Genomic DNA, 18,450 nt, shown 5'->3' on the forward strand with positions numbered 1-18,450 from the left:
AAGGGGATTCCGTGCGCACCGCACCCCATGGTATGGCGCGCACGGAATTCACTCCGCAGGCATTCCACAGCCGCACGAGAGTGATTCAGGTAATATGACCAATCTTGCCTCACAGTTCGGCCGCGCCCTGTCGGCGGAGCTCGGACCGGACTTCTCCACCCATCAGGTCAGTAACGATGTCGTATTCCGCCACCTGAACCCCTCGCTCCTGAGTGACTGCTTCTCCTGGGACGGGCTCAACGAGATCCTCTCCCGGGGCTCCGCCATACCGGCGGACTTCTTTCTGTGCGCCCAGGGCAAGCGACTGCCCGAGCACCAGTACAAGACATCCCTGGACGGGCACCAAGTCTTCGATCTGCCAAGGGTGTTCGCGCTCATACGGTCCGGCGCCACGCTGATCATCGACTCCCTGGACCGCATCCATCCCGGCGTGCGGGCCGCGACCGACGACGTCATGCGCATCACGGGCGAGACCGCCGCCTGCAATCTGTTCGTCACCTTCGACGACGCGCAGGCATTCGACAGCCACTTCGACGAGGTCGACACCTTCGTCGTCCAGCTCCTCGGCACCAAGCACTGGAAGGTGCACGGGCCGTCGGAGGAGTTCCCGCTGCCGGAATACGGCGACAGCGACCCGGTGAACTGCCCGGACACCGTCCTGTTCGAGAAGACCCTGGTGCCGGGGGACGTGATCCACGTGCCCCGGGGCTGGTGGCACACCGTCCGCGGAGGCGGCGAGACCAGCCTGCACCTCACCTTCACGTTCACCCGCCGCACCGGGTACGACTGGCTCCGCTGGGCCCTCCGCCAGGCACTGTCCCGGGCCGAGATCCGCGAGAGCATCGACCGCACCAGCTCCCCCGAAAGACAGCGGGCCCAACTCGAAGGGATCGTCGAGGCGTTCCTGGCCGAGGCGAAGAACCTGTCCCTGAACGACTTCTTCACCGCGGAACACCGTGCCGCCGGCGGGCGCGACCTGGCCAGCCTGCCCTGGGACGTGAGCAAGGCGCGCCCCCGCGAGCACGACGTGGTGGAACTGGTCCCCGTCCTGCCGCCACTGGTCCGCACAGAAGGGGACCAGGTCGTCATCACGGCCGCCGACCAGGACTTCGCCCTGCCCGCCCAGCACCACCCGACGATCGAGGCCCTCATCGGGGCCCGTCGACTCACCGTCGCCCAACTGGCCGCACGGGCCGGGGCACCGGTGACGGCCGTGTCCGCGCTGGTGGCGGCGCTGCTGCGCTGTCAGCTGGTCACCGTCTCCGGCGCGGACGCCGCCCGCGAGGACGGCGGGCACGAGCAGTGACGGCCCCGATCCGTCCCGGCACGGGCGCCCTCGGGCTCCCCTCCGCCGACCTGCACACCGTGCTGAGCGGCGAGCTGACCGCCGACGCCGTCGTCCTGGGACTGCCCTTCGACGCGGGAGTGCCCGGTGTCCCCGGCCAGCGTCACGGCCCGGAGATCTTCCGCAAGCTCAGCCCCGACCACGGCTGGACCGTCGACGAGGACGGCGCCCTGGGCGGGGTGATCGACCCGGTGACCCGCGGCCCGGTGCTGTCCGGCCGCAAGGTCTTCGACCTGGGCGACCTCGGCTCGGTACCGATCGATCCACGCGTCGGCCGGGGCACCTACTACCAGACCCTCACCCGCCTCGCCGAACAACTCACCCGGACCGGCGCCCTCCCCGTCCTCATCGGCGGCGACCACAGCCTCTCGGCTCCGGCGGCCACCGGGGCGGCGGCGGTGCACGGCCCGCTGAGCTTCCTCTGTTTCGACGCGCACTGCGACTTCAGCGCCCGGCCCATGCCGGACGCCACCGACATCACCCACGCCGACTTCCTGGGCCACCTGCTCCAGACCGGTGCCGTCACGGACGCGGAACTGTACGGCGTACGGACCTACCTGCCCGCCGGCCACGGTCCCCTGTCCGACGCCCTGCGCTGCGCCTACGCCTACCCGTGCGGCCCGGTCGAGGACGCGCCGGACCGGGACGACCGGCCGACGTATCTGTCGATCGACCTGGACGTCATCGAACCGGCCGACTTCCCGGCCACCGGCCATCCGGAAGCCGGCGGTTACCGGCTGCGCGAACTGCTCACCGCGGTCGAGCACGTCTGTCGCACCCGGCGCGTGGTGGCGGTGGACATCGTCGAGGCGCTCCAGGACGACCGGGAGAACCGCTCCACCAGCGCGACGGTCTCGGCCCTGGTCATGACCTGCCTGCGGGCACTGCTCGAACACCCTCGGGAACGGGAGACAACCGGATGAACACGGGCACCACGGTGGGAACCACCCCCGAGCGGACCGCACCGGACGAGGAGGCACCGACCGGCCCCGGCCTCCGCTCGCTGCACCCGTGGCAGCGACAGCTGATAGCGGAGCACGACCGGCCCACCCTGCACACCCAGGCCGCGGCCACCACCGGCATCAACGCCGGAGAGCGCGACGTCACCATCCGCGTCCACCAGGAACGCACCTGGATCTACAAGGTGTGGCAGGGCGACCGCGGCCAGGACACCCACCACCTCTACACGCCCGTCACCGGCCGCATCCACGCCATCGGCCGCGACGAGGCGGAGATCCTCCAGGCACCGGACTGGTCGGCGACGCCGGACGCGACGATCAGCCGTCTGGCATCCCTGGTCATGCCGTTCGAAGAGCCCGGCTGGCGCTTCCCGGACCTGCCCGCCGACGCGCGGGTGGACACACCCCGCGTCCGCGTCCTGATGCTCAACCCCACCGAGCAGTGCAACATCCGCTGCACGTACTGCTACTACGGCGGCGCCTACACCGACACCCGCCCCCACCAGACCGCGTCACCGCGGGCGGACGCGGTGAAAGCCGCCATCGACCTGTTCGTGACGGGCGAGGAGAAGCTGGACTCCGCCCCCCGGGCCGTCTACTTCTTCGGCGGGGAACCGCTGCTCGCCTTCGACGAGCTGAAGAAGGCCGTGCTGGCCCTGGCGGAGCGCAAGCGCGAGGTCGGCGCCCGCCTGGACAACCTCGTCCTCCAGGTCAACTCCAACGGCATGCTGCTCACCCCGAAGATCGTCGACTTCCTCGTCGAGCACGACATCTACCTCAACATCTCCATCGACGGCCCCAACCACGACCGCTACCGCGTCGACCGGCGGGGCAAGGGCACCCACGACCGCGTGCGCGAGCGCACCGACTGGCTCGCCGAGAACCGGCCCGAGTACTTCTCCTCCCGGGTCGCGCTCATCTGCGTCCTGTCGGCGCCGCTCGACGCCGCCGCCCTCTACCGGTACTTCTCCGAATGGCCCGCCGCGCAGCGAGCCCTGGCGTGGGACTTCGACCTGATCCTGCCGGGCGGCGACCAGTCCTACGCGGACTTCGAGCAGATCTTCGGCGAGCAGCGCCGGGTGTGGGACCTCTTCGTACGCTCGCACCGCCAGACCTACGCCGAGCGCGAGCAGTCGGGGCGCTACCACTTCGCCTTCAGCCACGGCTTCCTGCACCGCTCCTTCCACCGCGTGCTGAACCAGCCCGAGCGCGAGGGCGGCGCCCGCCTCGGACACCTCCTGGGCATGCAGCTGATCCCCGGCAACGAATACCTGGTCCTCGGCTCCGACGGCACCCTCTACTCCTCCTACGAGTACCAGTCCCCCGACTTCGCCGTCGGCCACACCGACCGGGGCATCGACCCACTGGCCGGAGCCGAGCAGCTCGCCATGTTCCGCGACTCCGTCGAGGCAGGTTCCTGCACCACGTGCTGGGCGGCGCCGCTGTGCACCGTCACGGTGCCCGAGGCCCCCTTCCGGCGCTCGGACTCCGCCGACGCGGTGCGCGAGAAGGTGCTGACCAAGCGGGCCCGGTGCATGTCGGAGCGGGAGAACCTGACGCAGGCGCTGCGTGCCCGTGTCGACATCGCGCAGGAGTACGGGGACGCGGCCCTCGACGGGCACCGCGACGACTGGAGCCGCCAGCGGACGGAGGTGGCCCGTGTCGATCCCTTCTACGCCTGAAGCCACGTCTGAAGGCTCCCGCGCTTCCGCGCCGGAAGCCTCCGCCGAGGCCGTCTCCGCCGGACTCCCGGCGCTGCTCTGCGGCGCCGAACCGGCCCTGCTGGAGAACGCGGGACGCCACTGGCCGATCTTCGCCGCCCTCAGCGAGGAGAGCCTGCGGACCGGTGCGGACCGCCTGGTCGAGGCCGAGGACCGGGACCGCCGTCCCGTGACGGTCTCCCTCGCGGAAGTCCTCGACGACCTGCGCGCCGCCCATCCGCGGGGGCTCTACCTGCGCCACCAGTCGGTGTCGCGGTTCGATCCCGCGCTGCCTGGCCTCGTCCCCAGAGAAGTACGGCGCCTCAACTGGCTGATGGCCCTCGAACCGGACGCGCGCCCGGACTGGAGCTGGCTGATGATCGGCGCGGCGGGCACGAGCTCGCCCCTGCATGTCGACGTGATGGCGAGCGCCGCCTGGAACCTGCTCTGCGCCGGTGCCAAACGCTGGACCTTCCACCCGCCCAAGCAGGCCGAGGAGTGGCGGCTGCTCCCGCCCGGGTGCGCGGGCGACACCCGTGACCCGCGTCCCCGCGAGTTCGTGCAACGGCCCGGCGACATCGTCGTCACCCCCAGCGGCTGGGCGCACGAGGTGCACAACCTCACCGGCTCGATCGCCGTCACCAGCAACTTCATCAACCGTTCCAACCTGGAGTTCGCCCTGCGCTACTTCGACCTGATCGGCGACACCGACGCGCACGACGTCCTCACCGCCGTCGGCGCGGCCTTCGCCCGGCACGGGGAGGGCGAGGAGCGTTGAGCGGGCACGACCTGCCGTTCGAGCTGCCCGCCGTGGGGCTCGGCACCTGGCAGATGTGGGGCGAGGACGCCGAGCGGGGCGTCCGCGACGCCATCGAGCTCGGCTACCGGCTGATCGACACGGCCGCCGCCTACCGCAACGAGAAGGCGGTCGGCGCGGGAATCCGCAGCAGCGGAATCGACCCCGGCGAACTCGTCGTGGTCACCAAGTTCCCCGAGGAGGAGGCGGGCCGCGAACGAGAAGTCCTGCACACCAGCCTCGACCTCCTCGGCGTCGAGCGCATCGACCTGTGGCTGATCCACGCTCCCCTGGACGCGGCCGGATCACTGCGCATCTGGGAGCGGTTCCTCGAAGCCCGCGAGGAGGGCCTGGTCCGCGCCATCGGCGTCAGCAACTTCCTCCCGCACCAGGTGGACGCGCTGACCGAAGCCTCCGGGGTGGCCCCGGCGGTGAACCAGATCGCCTTCGGCCCCCACTACTACGACGCCGACGTCGCCCCGCACCACGCGGCGCGCGGCATCGCGCTCCAGGCCCACAGCCCCTTCAGCGAGAACGACCTGGCCCACCCCGTACTGCGGGCGATCGCGGAGAGGCACGGATGCACGGCGCGCCAAGTCCTGCTGCGCTGGCACCGGGCACACCGCGTTCCCACCGTGGTCAAGTCCACCTCCCGCACCCACCTGACCGAGAACCTGGACACCACCGGCCACTCACTCGACCCTGTCGACATGGCAGCCCTCGACCGCCTCGGTATCAACCCCACCCCGGGACAGCGCGCATGAGAGTTCAATTGGACGCCGTGCGGCGCTCCTATCAGGTACGGCGCCGCCCCGAGACGGGTTCGCGGCTCACCCGGCTCGTCCGCCGTGAGCACAGCCAGGTCGAGGCGCTGTGCGGGATCGACCTGCGGATCGAAGCGGGAGAGTCCGTCGGCTACATCGGACTCAACGGCGCGGGCAAGTCCACGACGATGAAACTGGTCTCCGGCATCCTCACCCCGACGGCCGGCCGGGTCACCGTCGACGGCCGCGACCCGCACCGCGAACGCCGCAGGCTCTCCGCCGACCTGGGCTACCTCGCGGCCCAGCGCGCCAGCCTCTGGTGGGACCTGCCCGTCAAGGACTCGTACGAACTGATCCGGCGCGTCTACGGCATCGAGCCCGCCCTGTTCCGCCGCCGCAGCGAGGAGCTGGTGGCCCGGCTCGACATCGGCAAGCACCTCGACACCCCCGTACGCGAGCTCTCCCTCGGCAACAGGACCCGCGCCGAACTCGTCGGGACCCTGCTCCACGCCCCGAAACTGCTGCTGTTGGACGAACCCACCATCGGGCTCGACATCTTCGCGCGCGAGGCCATCTGCGGCCTCCTCAAAGGCCTCCGCGAGACCAGCGCGCCCACCATCATGATGGCCAGCCACGACCTGCGTGACGTGGAGGCGGTCTGCGACCGCATCGTCATGATCGACGCGGGCCGGCTCGTCCACGACGGCAAGATCTCCGACCTGCGCGGGCTCGGCAGCGGCACCCGCCGCCTGGTCGTCCACCACGCCGAGGGCCACCCCCTGCCCTCGGCGCCCGGCATCGTCCCGGTCAGGACGGCGGCGAAGACGGTCACCACCTTCGAGTACGCCCAAGGCGACCTGCCCCCGGAGATCGTGTCCGCCCTCTTCTCCGATCCCCTGGTCCACGACGTGCAGCTGGAGTCGCCGAGCCTGGAACAGCTCATCAAGGACCTCTACGGGAAGGCCGGCTGACGGTGTATCCGCCCCACACCCTGCGCCCCCATCTGGCCGTGGCCCGTATGCAGATCCGGCTCTCCTTCCACTACCGGACCAGGGCCTTCTCGCAAGGCGTCGGCGCCCTGCTCCTGATCGGCCTCCAGGCCGCGCTGTGGACGGCCGTGTATTCGGGCGCCGGGGACGACACCCCGGCCGGCTGGCTGAGCCTGCGCCAGACCATGGTCTACGCCGCGGCGGGCACCATCTGGGTGCTGTGCCTGCCCAACCTGGGGCTCGCCCGCCAGCTCGAAACCAAGATCAGAGACGGGCGCATCACCACCGAACTGCTCCTTCCCATGGGCTTCCTCAGCCAGTGGTTCTCGGCCGCGGTCGGCCGCTCCCTGGGCATCACCGCCCTGGTGGGACTGCCCGCGGCAGCCGTCGGCGGCGCGCTCCTGCTCCCCTTCGACATCAGCATCGGCTACGTACTCCAGCTGGCCCTGACGAGCGCCATCGCCTTCGTCATCCTGTTCAACCTCAGCTACATGACCGGACTTTCGGCCTTCTTCATCCGCCGGGTCGAGGGCCTGAACGAGGTGCGCGAGGCCCTGCTGCTCCTGCTCGGTGGGTCGATGATGCCCCTCTCCCTCTATCCGGCGCCGCTGCGCGACGCCGTGGTGTGGACCCCGTTCGCGCACGGCTTCTACACCCCCATCGGCACCCTGGTGAAGGACCCGTTCGTCGACACCCGCCTCATCGTCATCGGGCTCGTCTGGTCCGTCCTGCTGACCGCGGCGAGCGCCCTGTGCACCCGCGGCAGCCTGCGGAAGCTGGTGATCGCCGGTGGCTGAGCGCCTCGCCGAGTGGCGGAAGTCGATGGACGTCGCCTTCTTCGCGACCCGGATGAACTTCCGCAGCCATCTGGTGCACCCCGGCGAGGTGGCGCTCGCCAATCTGGGCGCCCTCGTCCAGGCGGTCTCCGGCGCCGCCGTGTTCATGCTGGCGCTGTCGACCACCGGCATGATCCACGGCTGGTCGCTCGCCCAGTGGGCGGTGCTCACCGGCTTCACCGCCGTGGCCCGCGCCCTGTGGAACACCGTCTTCTTCGGCACCCTGGACATCCCCGACATGGTGCGCTCCGGCGAACTCGACCACTACCTCGTCCGCCCCGCCGACCCGCTGACGCTCATCCTCTTCTCCAAGGTGGACACGGACGTCTGGATCGAGATCGTGGCCGGTCTGGCCACGATGGGAGTGGCCCTCCACGTCAGCGGCGCCGAACTCGGCGCACAGGTCCTGCTGTTCATCCCCGTGGCCCTCCTGGGCGCCGCGCTCGTCTTCGCCGCCCTGCACCTGGCCGTCACCTCGCTGTCCTTCTGGCTGCGCCACGACGCCATGCTGTCCATGCTGATCTGGCGGCTCGACAGCTTCGCGCAACTGCCCATGAGCTTCTACCCGAAGTGGGTCCTGACCGCGTTCTCCACGGTCGTCCCCTTCGCGTTCGTCGGCTACTACCCCTGCCTCTACATCCTCGGCAAGACGCACTCGCCCCTCGTGTGGGCGTTCCCCCTCGCCGGTCCCCTGCTCATGATCCCCGCGGTCCTGCTGTGGCGCCGCGGGCTCGCCCGCTACAGCAGCACCGGCACCTGATGAGGAGCTCCGAAGTGAACCACCTCGCGACCTTCGAACGCGACGGATACCTCGTCCTGGACCTCTTCTCCGAGGACGAGGTGGCGCGGCTCAAGCGCATGCTCTCCGCCCTGATCAACCCGCCCGCCTCCGACCGGCACCCCCGCCTGCACGTCCACGCCGCGTCGGAGACCCCCTTGCCGCGGCTCGACCCGTACAACCCCTACGCCGTGTGGAAGGTCGTCAACACCCCTCTCGCCGGGGACGACTGGTACGCCCTGGTCAACGACCGGCGCGTCCTCGACGTCGTCGGCGAGCTCCTGGGGCCCGACATCAACCTCCACATGGGGTTCGCCCGTATGCGCCCCTCCGGGCTGCGCGCCGAGGAGGGCTGGCACCGCGACCTCGACACCGACCGGCACACCCTGCCGGAACTGGTCACCGCGCTCCTCTACCTGGACGACATGGACGCCGAGTCCGGCGCCACCCTGGTCTGGCCCGGCAGCCACCGCCACGACAGGGACGCACCCGCCGACCACGAGGCCGTCCCGGTGCCCGCCCGCCCGGGCTCCGTCCTCTTCCTGCACTGCCTAACCCTGCACCGCGCCAGCACCAACCTCACCACGCGCCACCGCTCCATCCTGATCAACGAATACAAGAGCGCCCGCACGACCGAACTCACCCCCAACGACGCCGCCTTCGGCGACCTGCCGCTCCGCCGAGGGGGCCGTAACCTCGTCGAGCTGTGACGACAGAGGGGCGCACAACCCCGGCGGGCGGCCCCGCCCGGCGGCCTCCCGGCCCCGGGCGAAGATCTCGGCCGCTGCCGACGACTCGCCCCCAGGTGGCGTTCGGGCCAAGCTGACGCCCTCCGGCCAGGGCCCGTAGGCACTCTGGCGTCACACCCGTTGACGGCTCTACCGTGGCACGGAGAAGCATCCGGAATCACAGCCCGCTCATTATCACAGCCCGTTCATTTGTATGTCATGCACGCACCATCTTCTGGCCCCGTCATTCACCACATCCGTGACCTTGACGACTCCAGGCAAGAGGTGAGCCATGTTCGTACAGCACACGCGCCCGCGCCCGCGCCGTCGACCGCACCGGCTCGGCATCGTCGTCCTGCTCCTCGGCGTCATCGCCGCCGTCGCGGCCGGACCCGCCAGGGCGACACCGGACGCGGCGCCCTGGGGGGCGCCCTTGGTCCGGCCGCTCGATCCCCAGCACTGGCGCAACCCCGACGACATGACCTGGGCCGAATACCGTTCCGTCCCGGGCACGAACTGGGCCGACCCCGACCTCCAGCCCACCCGGCGCAAGTTCAAAGGCGCCCTCGTCCTGCTGGACTACCCCGACGAGGACTTCTCCGTCACCAAACCCGCCGGCACCGCCAAGTTCGGCAATCCGCAGCCCAGCGCCTCCAACATCCCCCGCGCCCAACTCACCAGGTTCTACCAGGACTTCCTCAACAAGCCCGGGACGCTCAACCACGGGCACACCATCAACGAGTACTGGATGGAGGATTCCGGCGGGCGCTTCGGCGTCGACCTGACGGCCTTCGGCGCCTACCGCATGCCGGGCAAGTCCTACCAGTACGGCATCGAACCCGGCATGAACCCGGACGCCTGCCCCGTCAAGGACACCTGCGGCAAGGACATCCGCACCGACGGCAAGCGGGCCTGGGTCGCCGACGTGGGCGCCGGCCGGGCCGGCCAGTTCGACTTCGTCTTCTACCTCACCGCCGGAGTGGACGAGTCGTCCAGCTGGCAGGAGTTCGGGCAGATGAAGTTCGCCACCGCCCAGGACGTACCGGCCGCGTATGGACCTCCCTCCCCCATCGCCTCGGGCCAGAATTCGGCACGGACCCGCTATGTGCCGTGGACGTCCTGGCAGTCGGCCGCCCGCATCTGGCCCAACGCCGCCAACGGCTCCTCCACCCAGGCCGAGAGCTCCGGCATGGCCACCTTCGCCCATGAACTCAGCCACATCCTGGGCATCGGCGACAACTACAACAACCCCTACGGCACCCCGCTCAGCCGCGCCTACACCGGCATCTGGGGCATGCTCTCGCGCGGTACGTTCAACGGCCCCGGCGGGCCGCACACCCGCTGGCAGATACCCGCCACGGCGGGCGGCTCCATGGGCGCCCAGCACATCCTGCGCGACAAGCTCAAACTCGGCATGGTCGACGAGCACAACGTCCTGCGCCTGGACCGCGACGCCCTCAAGGGCTCCGGCCCCGTCGTCGCCCGCGTCACCGCCCGCTCCGCCCCGCCCGGAGACAACGGGCTGACCGGCGTCAACATCACCATGGCCCGCGACCTGTCGCCCACCTGCGACCGGGCCACCGACCCGCTGTGCGACGGCGGCGGCTACAACAACTACACCGTCGAGGTCGTCGACCGCATGGGCATGGACTCCTTCACCCCCGACAACGGCGCCCTGCTCACCAAGACCAAGAACGCCGACAACGCCCCGTTCGCCTGGGTGGTCGACGCACACCCCGAGGACATCGACCTGGTGGACTTCATCCGCCCCGACGGAACACCGCAGAAGATCACGATCGGCGACTACCGGCAGCTCAGCGACGCGCTCTTCCACGCCGGGGCCGACTCCGGCAGCTCGTACGAGTACACCGACACGGCCAACCGCCTGCACTTCTACATCCTCAACATGCGGCGCGACGCCACCGGCGTGCTCTCCTACGACATCGGCATCAAGTCCTTGGACGGCGCCGGGCCGCAGACCCGCGCGGTCGCCCTCACCAAGGGCTCCGTCACCAGCGCACCCGCCACGGGACGGGCCGTGTGCACCTTCGGCCTCACCAACACCGGACAGCCCGACCCCGAGAACCGGCAGCACCTGTCCTCCGACATCTACCGGCTGACGGCCGCCACCTCCGCTCGCGGCTGGTCGACATGGCTCCCCAACCGCATCACCGCCACGGCCGCCGGGGCCTCCACCCCCGTCGACGTCGCCGTCACCGCCCAACCGGGCGCCGCACGCAAGGGCACCGTGACCCTCACCGCCCGCTCGGAGAGCGACCCGACCAGAACAGCCCAGGCCACCTGCGCGCTGCCGAAACCCGTCAGGTGACCTCTGCCCCACACATGTGCGGGAGGCGAGCGTCGGCAACGCTCCCTCCCGCACCACCCACCGTTTGGATCACGCCCCTCGCTGCTCTAAACTGGCCTGTTCGAAACCGACGGCTCCACCCGGGGCCGCGGCCTCGGACCGTCCGTGAGGGAACGCACTGGGCGCCGTAGGACTGACCGCGCGCATACGAACGCGTATGAAGAAGGAGGTGTCGCCGTGAAGCGGCGAACCCAGCCGCCCGCCCGGATGGACCGGGGGCCCGGGCGGCGGTTCCGGAAGGAACACGATGTCCCGTACGGACAAGACCAAACCCCTGTGGGTACGCCACCAGGAGCACGGCCCGCGCGCGATCCACGACCACCGCGACGGCCCCTGCGACCTGCCGCCGCGCCCGGCACGTGAAGCGTCGGACACCCACTGCCGTTGGGAGCACCCCGGCGCACTCCTGTTCCGCCACTCCTGCTGCTCGGGATGCACGGTGCGCGGCTGCGTCACCGAACGCCAGCAGGCGGCCCGCCTGGGCAACCGCAAGGAACGCTACGCAGGCCGGCGCGCGGCCCGTCGCGACGCCGCCGAACGCGGCGCCGCCTGACCCGCCCACCGCCACGGACACCCCGCGAGCCCGGCCCCGCAGTCACCAGGAAGGGGCCAGGCTGTGCGGGGACGGCCGCGCCCCCCCACCCGATCAGGCGGACCGCTCGTGCAGGGCGAGTACCGCACTGAGGGCGGTGGCACCGTCGAGGAGGGCTCGGGACCGAGCCGTGAGGGCGGCGTCCCTGGCGGACAGTGCCGCGACGACATCCTCCGAGCTGCGCGTACGCCGCAACTCCAGCATGAGCGCGCGCAGTGGGGCGATGCGGTGTCCAGCCTTGCGCAGTTGATGAACGATCCGCGCGTCCCGCACCTGATCCGGTGTGTAGCGTCGCGTTCCGCGCACGGCGTCCTGGTCCGGGACGACGAGGGCTTCCGCGTGCCAGTGCCGCAGGGTCGAAGGGCGGACACCGAGGGCGGCCGCGAGTTCGGAGACGCCCATGGAATCCGACGGGCGCACCTCCTGGATGGGCTCGCCGGAGATCACGGCGGCGGCTTCCTCGGCCTGCCTCAGCCGCGCGCGCTCTGCGGCGAGGCGGGCGTGCGCCGCGTCGAGAAGGGCGAGCGCCCGTGAGACGGGGGTCTGATGAAAGGCCCGCACGATCGCCTTGGCCTCCGTCGGCCCCACGCCCGCGGCGAGGGCCCGGTAGGCCAGCGCGGACCGCAGGTGCACCTCTCCATAGACGCGGTAGCCCGTGGACGTGCGCGTCGCGGTCGGCAGCACACCGTCGCGCTCAAGATTGCGCACCTGTTGAACGGAGTACCCGACGCGCCGTGCCACATCAGCGGTGCGCAGCCGGTCCGAGTTGAGACTTGGCACCCGAAAATCCCTCTGCCTCCGCCTCGAAGCCTCCACAAGCACTTCAATGTAACGCTGAAGCACATGACCATCGACGAAATCATCGGCTTCGTGGAAAGCCTCGACGGCGTGCTGACCATCAGTCCCGTGTCCGGCGACGGCACACCGGAGATCAGCTGGGGCGACACGTTCTTCTCCTACGCGCCTGACGGCACGGTTCCCACGACGGCGCAGCCGTTCGCGACCGTCGTCACCAAGAACTACCCCGGCGACGACGCCTCCCGCCTGGACAGGCCGGACGCCTTCCGCGTGAACATCGCCGCCGGGAGGGAGGCGTTCATCCGGTGGACCGGCCACGCGCCACGCGAGGCGGCTCCCGCCGAGGTCGACCCGAGCGCCACCGACACCGTGCTCGCGCACCCCGTGTACGGCACCTCCGGCTGGCTGGCGATCGTGAACCCCGGCCCGCGCACCGAAGCGGCCACACGTGAGCTGCTGCGTACGGCCCATCACCTCGCGCGCGCACGCCATGCGCGACGCACGGAACCGCCGGCGCGATGAAGGATCCGCAGTCCGTCCCGTGAACGCGTCCACGGGACGCTGACAGCGTCTGCCTCCTGCTTCGTCAGGCCCGCCCAGGGTCCGTGCACTGCGCCTGGTCACAGCCCGGTGGCCAGCCAGATCGTCACGGCCGAGGTGGCGAGAAGGGTGAGGTTGAGGGTGATCTGGCGGTCGTCGCCGGTCAGGTGGACGACGACCGCACCGATCTGCAGGACGACGAAACCCATGGCCGCTGCCGACGCCGACCAGACGGCGAGGCCGGTCAGCGGTGGCAGGATCAGTCCCGTGGCGCCGAGCAGTTCGACCGTTCCCAGTGCCCTGACGGCGGGCAGCGGGACGCGGTCGACCCAGGCCATCATGGGCCGGAGTTGATCGCGGCTGCGGATCACCTTCATCGCGCCCGCGTAGAGGTAGAAGAGGGCGAGGAACGCCGCGACGATCCAGTAGGCGATGTTCATGGTTCCCGTTCCTGGGGCACCGGCGCCCGGTGCCCGCTCGATTGCGTGAATTGCCGCAGGGGCCGTAGGCCCGGGGCCTTCAGGCGGGGTCGGTCGAGTAGTGGTTCATCGCGTCGATGTTGGCCTGCGGCGTGAGGGGCTGACCGGTGGCGAGTACGCCCTGGAGGTCCCGGAAGTACTGCACGTACAGGTCGGGGGTGAAGGTGCTGAGCATGACGGCGCGGTGGTCGGTGACGTTGGCGAAGGTGTGCGGGGTGCCGGGCGGGACGATCACGAGTGTGCCCCTGGTGACGTCGTGGTCCTGGTCCCCGACGGTGAAGCGGACGGTGCCGTCGAGGACGTAGAAGCCTTCGTCGTGCCGGCCGTGGCGGTGCTGCGGCGGTCCCTGCGTGTGCGGGGCGAGGACGGATTCGGCGATGGCGAGGCGGTGCCCGGTGTGGCTGCCGTCCTCCAGGACCCGCAGGCGCGTCGGCCCGAGAACGATGGTCTCGCCCTCACCGGGGCCCACCACCGATACGGCGGGGGCGGCCTGCGGCTCACTGGGCTGGGTGTGTTCGGTCATGCCCATGAGTTCACCGCCGGGGCCTTGTCCACGTCCAAGACCTGTCCTGCGATGCCGATACCCGGTGGGTATCGTTGCAGCCTGAAGCCGCGTGAACTGGACCAATTGCCGAGAGCGTCTCCGGGCCCCACCCTGGTGCCCGGCCGGTCAGTGCCAGGACTTCCCACCGAGAGCGATGAGGCTGCCATGAGTGAACCGACGAAGCCCAGGGTCGACGTACCCGCGGGCGACGCCCCCACCGAGCTCACCACCCGGGACCTGGTCGTCGGAGAGGGGCCCGAAGCGAAGCCGGGCATGGTGGTCAAGGTCCACTACGTCGGAGTCACCTTCGCGACCGGGAAGGAGTTCGACGCCTCCTGGGACCGGGGGCAGCCGTACAAGTTCACCATCGGCGGCGGGAAAGTCATCAAGGGCTGGGACCGCGGCGTCAGAGGCATGAGAGTCGGCGGCCGACGCGAGATCGTCATTCCCCCGCGCCTCGGTTACGGCAACCAGTCCCCCTCGTCGCTCATCCCGCCCGGCGCCACCCTGGTCTTCGTGGTCGACCTGGTCAACTCGTACTCCACCATGACCGGTTGGGCCAACGCCCAGTAGCCCGGACGGTTCAGCCCCGCGATGAACTCGTGGCGCGGGCGCACAGGGCGTGGTCGACGAGGGTGCCCGTCGCGCGGTTGACGGCGGCCAGGTCCGGCGGCGCCGTCGTGGTGGTGAGGGAGACCGTCACCGCGCGCGTGCCGTCCGCGCTCACGGCGGGGCGGGTGTTGACGCCCACCCCGTCGCCCTCGTGGGTGTAGTAGAAACCCCCGCACGAGAGCGGGATCCTGCGCAGCCCGAGGCCGTACGTGCCCACGGGCATTTCCGCCACGTCGTCCGGGTCGTCGGTGCGCCGGACGGTCTGCCGCATCTCGCGCCACTGCTCGGCGGGGAGCAACCTGCCGTCGGCCAGGGCACGGAAGAAGGTGTTGAGGTCGGCGGTGGTGCTCACCACTGCGGAGTCCGCGGTGTGCTGCAGGCTGTGCTCGGTGACGTCGAGGCGCGTGCCGTCCTTGGTGGCGAGATAGGCGTTCACGTGCGGGTCGGGCAGGTGGGGGTCGAGTCCCGGGATGGAGGTGTGGCGCAGTCCCAGCTTCGCGATGACCCGGTGCTCGACCAGCTTCTCCCAGCTCGCGCCGCCCGCCTTCTCGGCGACCATCGCGGCCAGCAGGTAGTTGGTGTTCGAGTACGCCCACCGGGTGGCCTGGCCCGGCTGGGGTACGAACGTGGGCCGGTGCTTCATCGCCACCGCGACCAGGTCGGCCGCCGGGGTGGTGTCGTAGCGGCGCTCGTCGAAGTGGTTGAACAGTTGGTCCTGGATCTCCGGGTCGTCGATGTAGTCGTACAGTCCGCTGGTCTGGCGGAGCAGGTCGCGCACGGTGATGCGGCTGCCGTCATTGCCGTTGCCCGCGACGACGCCCGGCAGCCAGTGCTCCACGGTGTCGTCGAGCGACAGCCGCTTCTCCGCCGCGAGCTGGAGGACCACGGTCGCCATGAAGGTCTTCGTCGTGCTCGCCACACGGAAGTGCGCGTTCCACGGAATGGGGTCCGCGCCTCCCGCCGTCCGGGTGCCGATGCGCGCCTTCATCGGCGCGCCGTGGGCCGTGTCCACCCTGGCCAGGACGTTGACATCACCGCCACCGGCCCTGCGTACGGCCGCGAGGTCGCGCTGGAGTACCCGCTGGTCGTAGGAGGGCCTCGCGGCCGTGTCGCCGGTGGTGGCGGTGGCGGCCACGGCCGCCGGAGAGCCCGTCGTGAGCAACGCCGCCGCCAGCACGGCGCCCCTGGCCTTCTTGGACAACTGGATCCGCATGTTTCCATCCCCCGGTGTTGGGCCTGATCGATGACGCTCACCAGCCAACCGGATCCGGGCGGATGTGGGGACGGGGCTGGCCACCGAATGGGGGGTGTACCTACGCCCCTTGACGACGGGGGGCCGAGGGCGTGCCGTGGGCGTCGCGCGGAGGCTGCCGAGGACCGCGCTGCTCCGCGCGGTCCGGGGCGTGGCGGGCTGCTACGACGATGTGGTCGCCGCAGCCCGCCACGGTCCCCGGACCGGCCGGTCAGCCGGAGACGCTCGGGCGGCCGTTCTCGATGTGGCCCATCAGGCGCCTGCGGAACGGGCTCGCGCCGTCCACGGTCACCTCAAGGTCGTACCAGCCGTGCGCGTCGGCGGCCGAGTGCACCACCGTGCGGCTGCGGCCCGGCCTGACCGTCACCTCACGCCGCCAGTCCCGCAGGTCGGCCTCGTCGGCGTAGCCGAGCGGACGCACGACGAAGGTGACCGGCCGCGGTCCACGGTTGCGCAGGGTGAGGTGGACGTCCCGGTCGTGGTGGTCCAGGAAGCTGGTCACCTCGGCGGTGTCCGCGCTTCCGGCGCCCTCGAACTCGCGCCGGAAGCCGTTCGGCCCGGTCACCGTGAACCGGTAGGCGCCGCTCAGCGGCACGCTCCACTGGCCCTTGCCCCGCACGTCCTGGTGCTGCGGCGCGGCGAACTCCTTGGCGTACGGGTAGAGCGCGAAGTGGGCACTGGCCCGGCCGGTGTTGCTGAGCTGTACCTTCAGGGCGCCGCCCGCCGCCGTGGCGTACGCGTCCGGCTGGTACGGCAGCGGCCGGGCGGGCCGGGTGCCCTCCTCCTGGACGGGCATGTGCTGCTGCGCGGGCGGCTCGGGCCGCCAGCGGCCGCTCAGTGGCGGAATGGGACCCGGGCGGTGCACGGCCGGTCGCGTCCTGCCGCGCTTGAAGTCGAACGCCGAGGTCAGGTCGCCCGCGACGGTGCGCCGCCAGGCACTGATGTTGGGCTCGCGCACCCCGGTCCAGCGCTCCAGGAAGCGGACGACGGAGGTGTGGTCGAAGACTTCGGAGCAGACGTAGCCGCCGACGCTCCAGGGCGAGACCACGAGCATCGGCACCCGCGCGCCGAGACCGGTCGGCTTGCCCTGCCACTGCTCGTCCGTCACCTCCGCCGGGGCCACCGGCGGCGGAACGTGGTCGAAGAAACCGTCGTTCTCGTCGTAGTTGATGAGGACGACGGTGTGCCGCCACACGTCGGGGTGCTTGCCGAGCGCGTCGAGCACCTTGTAGACGATGGTGGCGCTGTGTACGGGCGAGGAGACGCTCGGGTGCTCGGAGTCCAGCGCGGAGGGCACCAGGTAGGAGACCTCCGGCAGGGTGCCGGCGGCGACGTCCTTGCCGAAGGCGTCGGCGAGGGTGCCGGTGGGCACCCGCCTCAGCCCCCGCTCGAACAGACTGCGTTCGGCCCGGGTGAGGGTGGCGACGCCCTGGTCGAGCAGTTGGAGGAGCCGCTGGCGCTCGGCCTCGTTGGGGGCGTCGCGCACGGTGGAGTAGAACGACTCCATGAACGTGTGCCCACCCGTCCTGGCCAGCGCCTTGCGCGCGATGGCCTTGAACGTGGTGAAGAACTCGATCTGGTTGTCGGTGAAGTTCTCCCACTCGGTGTACGTCTTCCAGCTGCGCCCGGCCTTCTCCAGCCGCTCGGCGTAGGTGCCCCAGTCGTACCCGGGGTGGGTGCCCTCGTCGTAGGCGTCGTTGCCGACGGCACGCTGGCCGTTCGGCTCGAACCCGGTCTTCCCGCTCCACAGGTGGTTGCGGTTGGGGCTGGTGGAGCTGTGGATCGAGGAGTGGTAGGCGTCGCACACGGTGAAGGTGTCGGCGAGCTCGTAGTGCAGCGGGATGTCCTGGCGGTCGTAGTACGCCATGGTCGCCGAGGTCTTGGCGGACACCCAGTTGTCCATCCAGCCGCCGTTCCAGGCTCGGGCGCCGCCGCTCCAGGAATGGTCGAGGGCGCCTATGTACTGGAGGTCCTTCTTCTGGGTCGCGGCGGCGCCGCGCACGGGGAAGGGCAGGACGGTGGTTCCCAGCGGCCCCGGCTGCTCGAACACGGGCTTCCCGCCCGGGAGTCGCACGGCATTGCGGTCGCTGAAGCCGCGCACTCCGCGCAGGGTGCCGAAGTAGTGGTCGAAGGACCGGTTCTCCTGCATGAGGATCACGACGTGCTTGACAGCGCTCAGTCCGCCGGCCGGGGGCCCCGAGGCCATCGCTGTCTGCAGCGAGGGAGGCAGCAGCGAGCCCGCCGTGGCCGCGCCGAGGGCGCCGCCTCCCAGTGCGAACAGCCGTCGCCTCGACATGCCGCCTGCGTTGTCCGTGGCCAACTGACCCTCCTGAGCCGTGCGTATACGTACAGGAGGGAACGCTAACGACC

Annotated in this window: 18 protein-coding genes; 13 read left to right on the forward strand and 5 right to left on the reverse strand. The window is 70.6% G+C overall.

Annotated features, from left to right (window positions below):
* Positions 1 to 94: 94 nt before the first annotated feature.
* The 11 genes from AB5J87_RS01180 to AB5J87_RS01230 all read left to right on the forward strand — a co-directional run bounded on the left by AB5J87_RS01180 (position 95) and on the right by AB5J87_RS01230 (position 11,816).
* Positions 95 to 1,306 carry a cupin domain-containing protein gene (locus AB5J87_RS01180; RefSeq protein WP_369372870.1) on the forward strand — a complete coding sequence of 404 codons (1,212 nt, stop codon included), beginning with the start codon at positions 95 to 97 and terminating at the stop codon, positions 1,304 to 1,306.
* Positions 1,303 to 2,268 (forward strand): arginase family protein, encoded by a 966-nt coding sequence (locus AB5J87_RS01185; protein WP_369372872.1) that lies wholly within the window; start codon positions 1,303 to 1,305, stop codon positions 2,266 to 2,268. Before AB5J87_RS01180 ends, AB5J87_RS01185 begins: the two co-directional genes overlap by 4 nt.
* Positions 2,265 to 3,986 carry a radical SAM protein gene (locus AB5J87_RS01190; protein WP_369372874.1) on the forward strand — a complete coding sequence of 574 codons (1,722 nt, stop codon included), beginning with the start codon at positions 2,265 to 2,267 and terminating at the stop codon, positions 3,984 to 3,986. The genes AB5J87_RS01185 and AB5J87_RS01190 overlap by 4 nt, the downstream gene beginning before the upstream one ends.
* Positions 3,964 to 4,782, forward strand: coding sequence for a transcription factor jumonji (locus AB5J87_RS01195; RefSeq protein ID WP_369372876.1), 819 nt, complete (start codon positions 3,964 to 3,966; stop codon positions 4,780 to 4,782). Before AB5J87_RS01190 ends, AB5J87_RS01195 begins: the two co-directional genes overlap by 23 nt.
* Positions 4,779 to 5,564: an aldo/keto reductase gene (locus AB5J87_RS01200; protein WP_369372878.1), complete on the forward strand. Its 786-nt coding sequence runs from the start codon at positions 4,779 to 4,781 to the stop codon at positions 5,562 to 5,564. Before AB5J87_RS01195 ends, AB5J87_RS01200 begins: the two co-directional genes overlap by 4 nt.
* Positions 5,561 to 6,535 (forward strand): ATP-binding cassette domain-containing protein, encoded by a 975-nt coding sequence (locus AB5J87_RS01205; RefSeq protein ID WP_369372880.1) that lies wholly within the window; start codon positions 5,561 to 5,563, stop codon positions 6,533 to 6,535. Before AB5J87_RS01200 ends, AB5J87_RS01205 begins: the two co-directional genes overlap by 4 nt.
* Before the next feature lie 2 nt (positions 6,536 to 6,537).
* Complete coding sequence (locus AB5J87_RS01210; RefSeq protein ID WP_369372882.1) at positions 6,538 to 7,350, forward strand: ABC transporter permease; 813 nt, start codon at positions 6,538 to 6,540, stop codon at positions 7,348 to 7,350.
* On the forward strand, positions 7,343 to 8,149 hold the full coding sequence (locus AB5J87_RS01215; RefSeq protein ID WP_369372884.1) for an ABC transporter permease: 807 nt from the start codon (positions 7,343 to 7,345) through the stop codon (positions 8,147 to 8,149). Before AB5J87_RS01210 ends, AB5J87_RS01215 begins: the two co-directional genes overlap by 8 nt.
* A 14-nt stretch (positions 8,150 to 8,163) precedes the next feature.
* Positions 8,164 to 8,877 carry a phytanoyl-CoA dioxygenase family protein gene (locus tag AB5J87_RS01220; RefSeq protein ID WP_369372886.1) on the forward strand — a complete coding sequence of 238 codons (714 nt, stop codon included), beginning with the start codon at positions 8,164 to 8,166 and terminating at the stop codon, positions 8,875 to 8,877.
* A gap of 310 nt (positions 8,878 to 9,187) precedes the next feature.
* The gene (locus AB5J87_RS01225; protein ID WP_369372888.1) at positions 9,188 to 11,224 is read left to right on the forward strand and encodes a M6 family metalloprotease domain-containing protein; all 2,037 of its coding nucleotides are present in this window, start codon (positions 9,188 to 9,190) and stop codon (positions 11,222 to 11,224) included.
* 286 nt (positions 11,225 to 11,510) lie between these two features.
* A complete protein-coding gene (locus tag AB5J87_RS01230) occupies positions 11,511 to 11,816 on the forward strand; it encodes a hypothetical protein (protein WP_369372890.1) in 306 nt (101 codons plus the stop codon).
* A 93-nt stretch (positions 11,817 to 11,909) separates the two neighbouring features.
* On the opposite strand, the gene AB5J87_RS01235 is transcribed toward AB5J87_RS01230, so the two are convergent.
* On the reverse strand, positions 11,910 to 12,635 hold the full coding sequence (locus tag AB5J87_RS01235; protein WP_369372892.1) for a MerR family transcriptional regulator: 726 nt from the start codon (positions 12,633 to 12,635) through the stop codon (positions 11,910 to 11,912).
* Positions 12,636 to 12,698: 63 nt separating this feature from the next.
* On the opposite strand from AB5J87_RS01235, the gene AB5J87_RS01240 reads away from it, so the two are divergent.
* On the forward strand, positions 12,699 to 13,175 hold the full coding sequence (locus AB5J87_RS01240) for a DUF6194 family protein (protein WP_369372894.1): 477 nt from the start codon (positions 12,699 to 12,701) through the stop codon (positions 13,173 to 13,175).
* A gap of 98 nt (positions 13,176 to 13,273) precedes the next feature.
* Here the strand turns inward: AB5J87_RS01240 and AB5J87_RS01245 are convergent, their stop codons facing one another.
* Positions 13,274 to 13,633: a DoxX family protein gene (locus tag AB5J87_RS01245; RefSeq protein WP_369372896.1), complete on the reverse strand. Its 360-nt coding sequence runs from the start codon at positions 13,631 to 13,633 to the stop codon at positions 13,274 to 13,276.
* Between the two features lie 79 nt (positions 13,634 to 13,712).
* Positions 13,713 to 14,201 (reverse strand): cupin domain-containing protein, encoded by a 489-nt coding sequence (locus AB5J87_RS01250; RefSeq protein WP_369372898.1) that lies wholly within the window; start codon positions 14,199 to 14,201, stop codon positions 13,713 to 13,715.
* A 180-nt stretch (positions 14,202 to 14,381) separates the two neighbouring features.
* Here AB5J87_RS01250 and AB5J87_RS01255 point away from each other — a divergent pair, with 180 nt between their 5' ends.
* Positions 14,382 to 14,789 carry an FKBP-type peptidyl-prolyl cis-trans isomerase gene (locus AB5J87_RS01255; RefSeq protein WP_369372900.1) on the forward strand — a complete coding sequence of 136 codons (408 nt, stop codon included), beginning with the start codon at positions 14,382 to 14,384 and terminating at the stop codon, positions 14,787 to 14,789.
* A gap of 10 nt (positions 14,790 to 14,799) precedes the next feature.
* Here AB5J87_RS01255 and AB5J87_RS01260 read toward each other — a convergent pair whose 3' ends face one another.
* Both AB5J87_RS01260 and AB5J87_RS01265 read right to left on the reverse strand, forming a co-directional pair.
* Positions 14,800 to 16,041, reverse strand: a complete 1,242-nt coding sequence (locus AB5J87_RS01260; protein ID WP_369372902.1) for a serine hydrolase domain-containing protein — start codon at positions 16,039 to 16,041, stop codon at positions 14,800 to 14,802.
* A 250-nt stretch (positions 16,042 to 16,291) separates the two neighbouring features.
* Complete coding sequence (locus AB5J87_RS01265; protein ID WP_369383321.1) at positions 16,292 to 18,376, reverse strand: phosphocholine-specific phospholipase C; 2,085 nt, start codon at positions 18,374 to 18,376, stop codon at positions 16,292 to 16,294.
* Positions 18,377 to 18,450: the final 74 nt, after the last annotated feature.

The organism is Streptomyces sp. cg36 (assembly GCF_041080675.1).
Lineage (GTDB): Bacteria > Actinomycetota > Actinomycetes > Streptomycetales > Streptomycetaceae > Streptomyces.

Excerpts from the sequence above, each read along its gene's own strand:
- AB5J87_RS01245 (WP_369372896.1), bottom strand. The coding sequence starts at position 13,633 with ATGAACATCGCCTACTGGATCGTCGCGGCGTTCCTCGCCCTCTTCTAC.
- AB5J87_RS01190 (WP_369372874.1), top strand. The coding sequence starts at position 2,265 with ATGAACACGGGCACCACGGTGGGAACCACCCCCGAGCGGACCGCACCG.
- AB5J87_RS01180 (WP_369372870.1), top strand. The coding sequence starts at position 95 with ATGACCAATCTTGCCTCACAGTTCGGCCGCGCCCTGTCGGCGGAGCTC.
- AB5J87_RS01260 (WP_369372902.1), bottom strand. The coding sequence starts at position 16,041 with ATGCGGATCCAGTTGTCCAAGAAGGCCAGGGGCGCCGTGCTGGCGGCG.
- AB5J87_RS01225 (WP_369372888.1), top strand. The coding sequence starts at position 9,188 with ATGTTCGTACAGCACACGCGCCCGCGCCCGCGCCGTCGACCGCACCGG.
- AB5J87_RS01240 (WP_369372894.1), top strand. The coding sequence starts at position 12,699 with ATGACCATCGACGAAATCATCGGCTTCGTGGAAAGCCTCGACGGCGTG.
- AB5J87_RS01205 (WP_369372880.1), top strand. The coding sequence starts at position 5,561 with ATGAGAGTTCAATTGGACGCCGTGCGGCGCTCCTATCAGGTACGGCGC.
- AB5J87_RS01230 (WP_369372890.1), top strand. The coding sequence starts at position 11,511 with ATGTCCCGTACGGACAAGACCAAACCCCTGTGGGTACGCCACCAGGAG.
- AB5J87_RS01265 (WP_369383321.1), bottom strand. The coding sequence starts at position 18,376 with ATGTCGAGGCGACGGCTGTTCGCACTGGGAGGCGGCGCCCTCGGCGCG.
- AB5J87_RS01255 (WP_369372900.1), top strand. The coding sequence starts at position 14,382 with ATGAGTGAACCGACGAAGCCCAGGGTCGACGTACCCGCGGGCGACGCC.
- AB5J87_RS01250 (WP_369372898.1), bottom strand. The coding sequence starts at position 14,201 with ATGGGCATGACCGAACACACCCAGCCCAGTGAGCCGCAGGCCGCCCCC.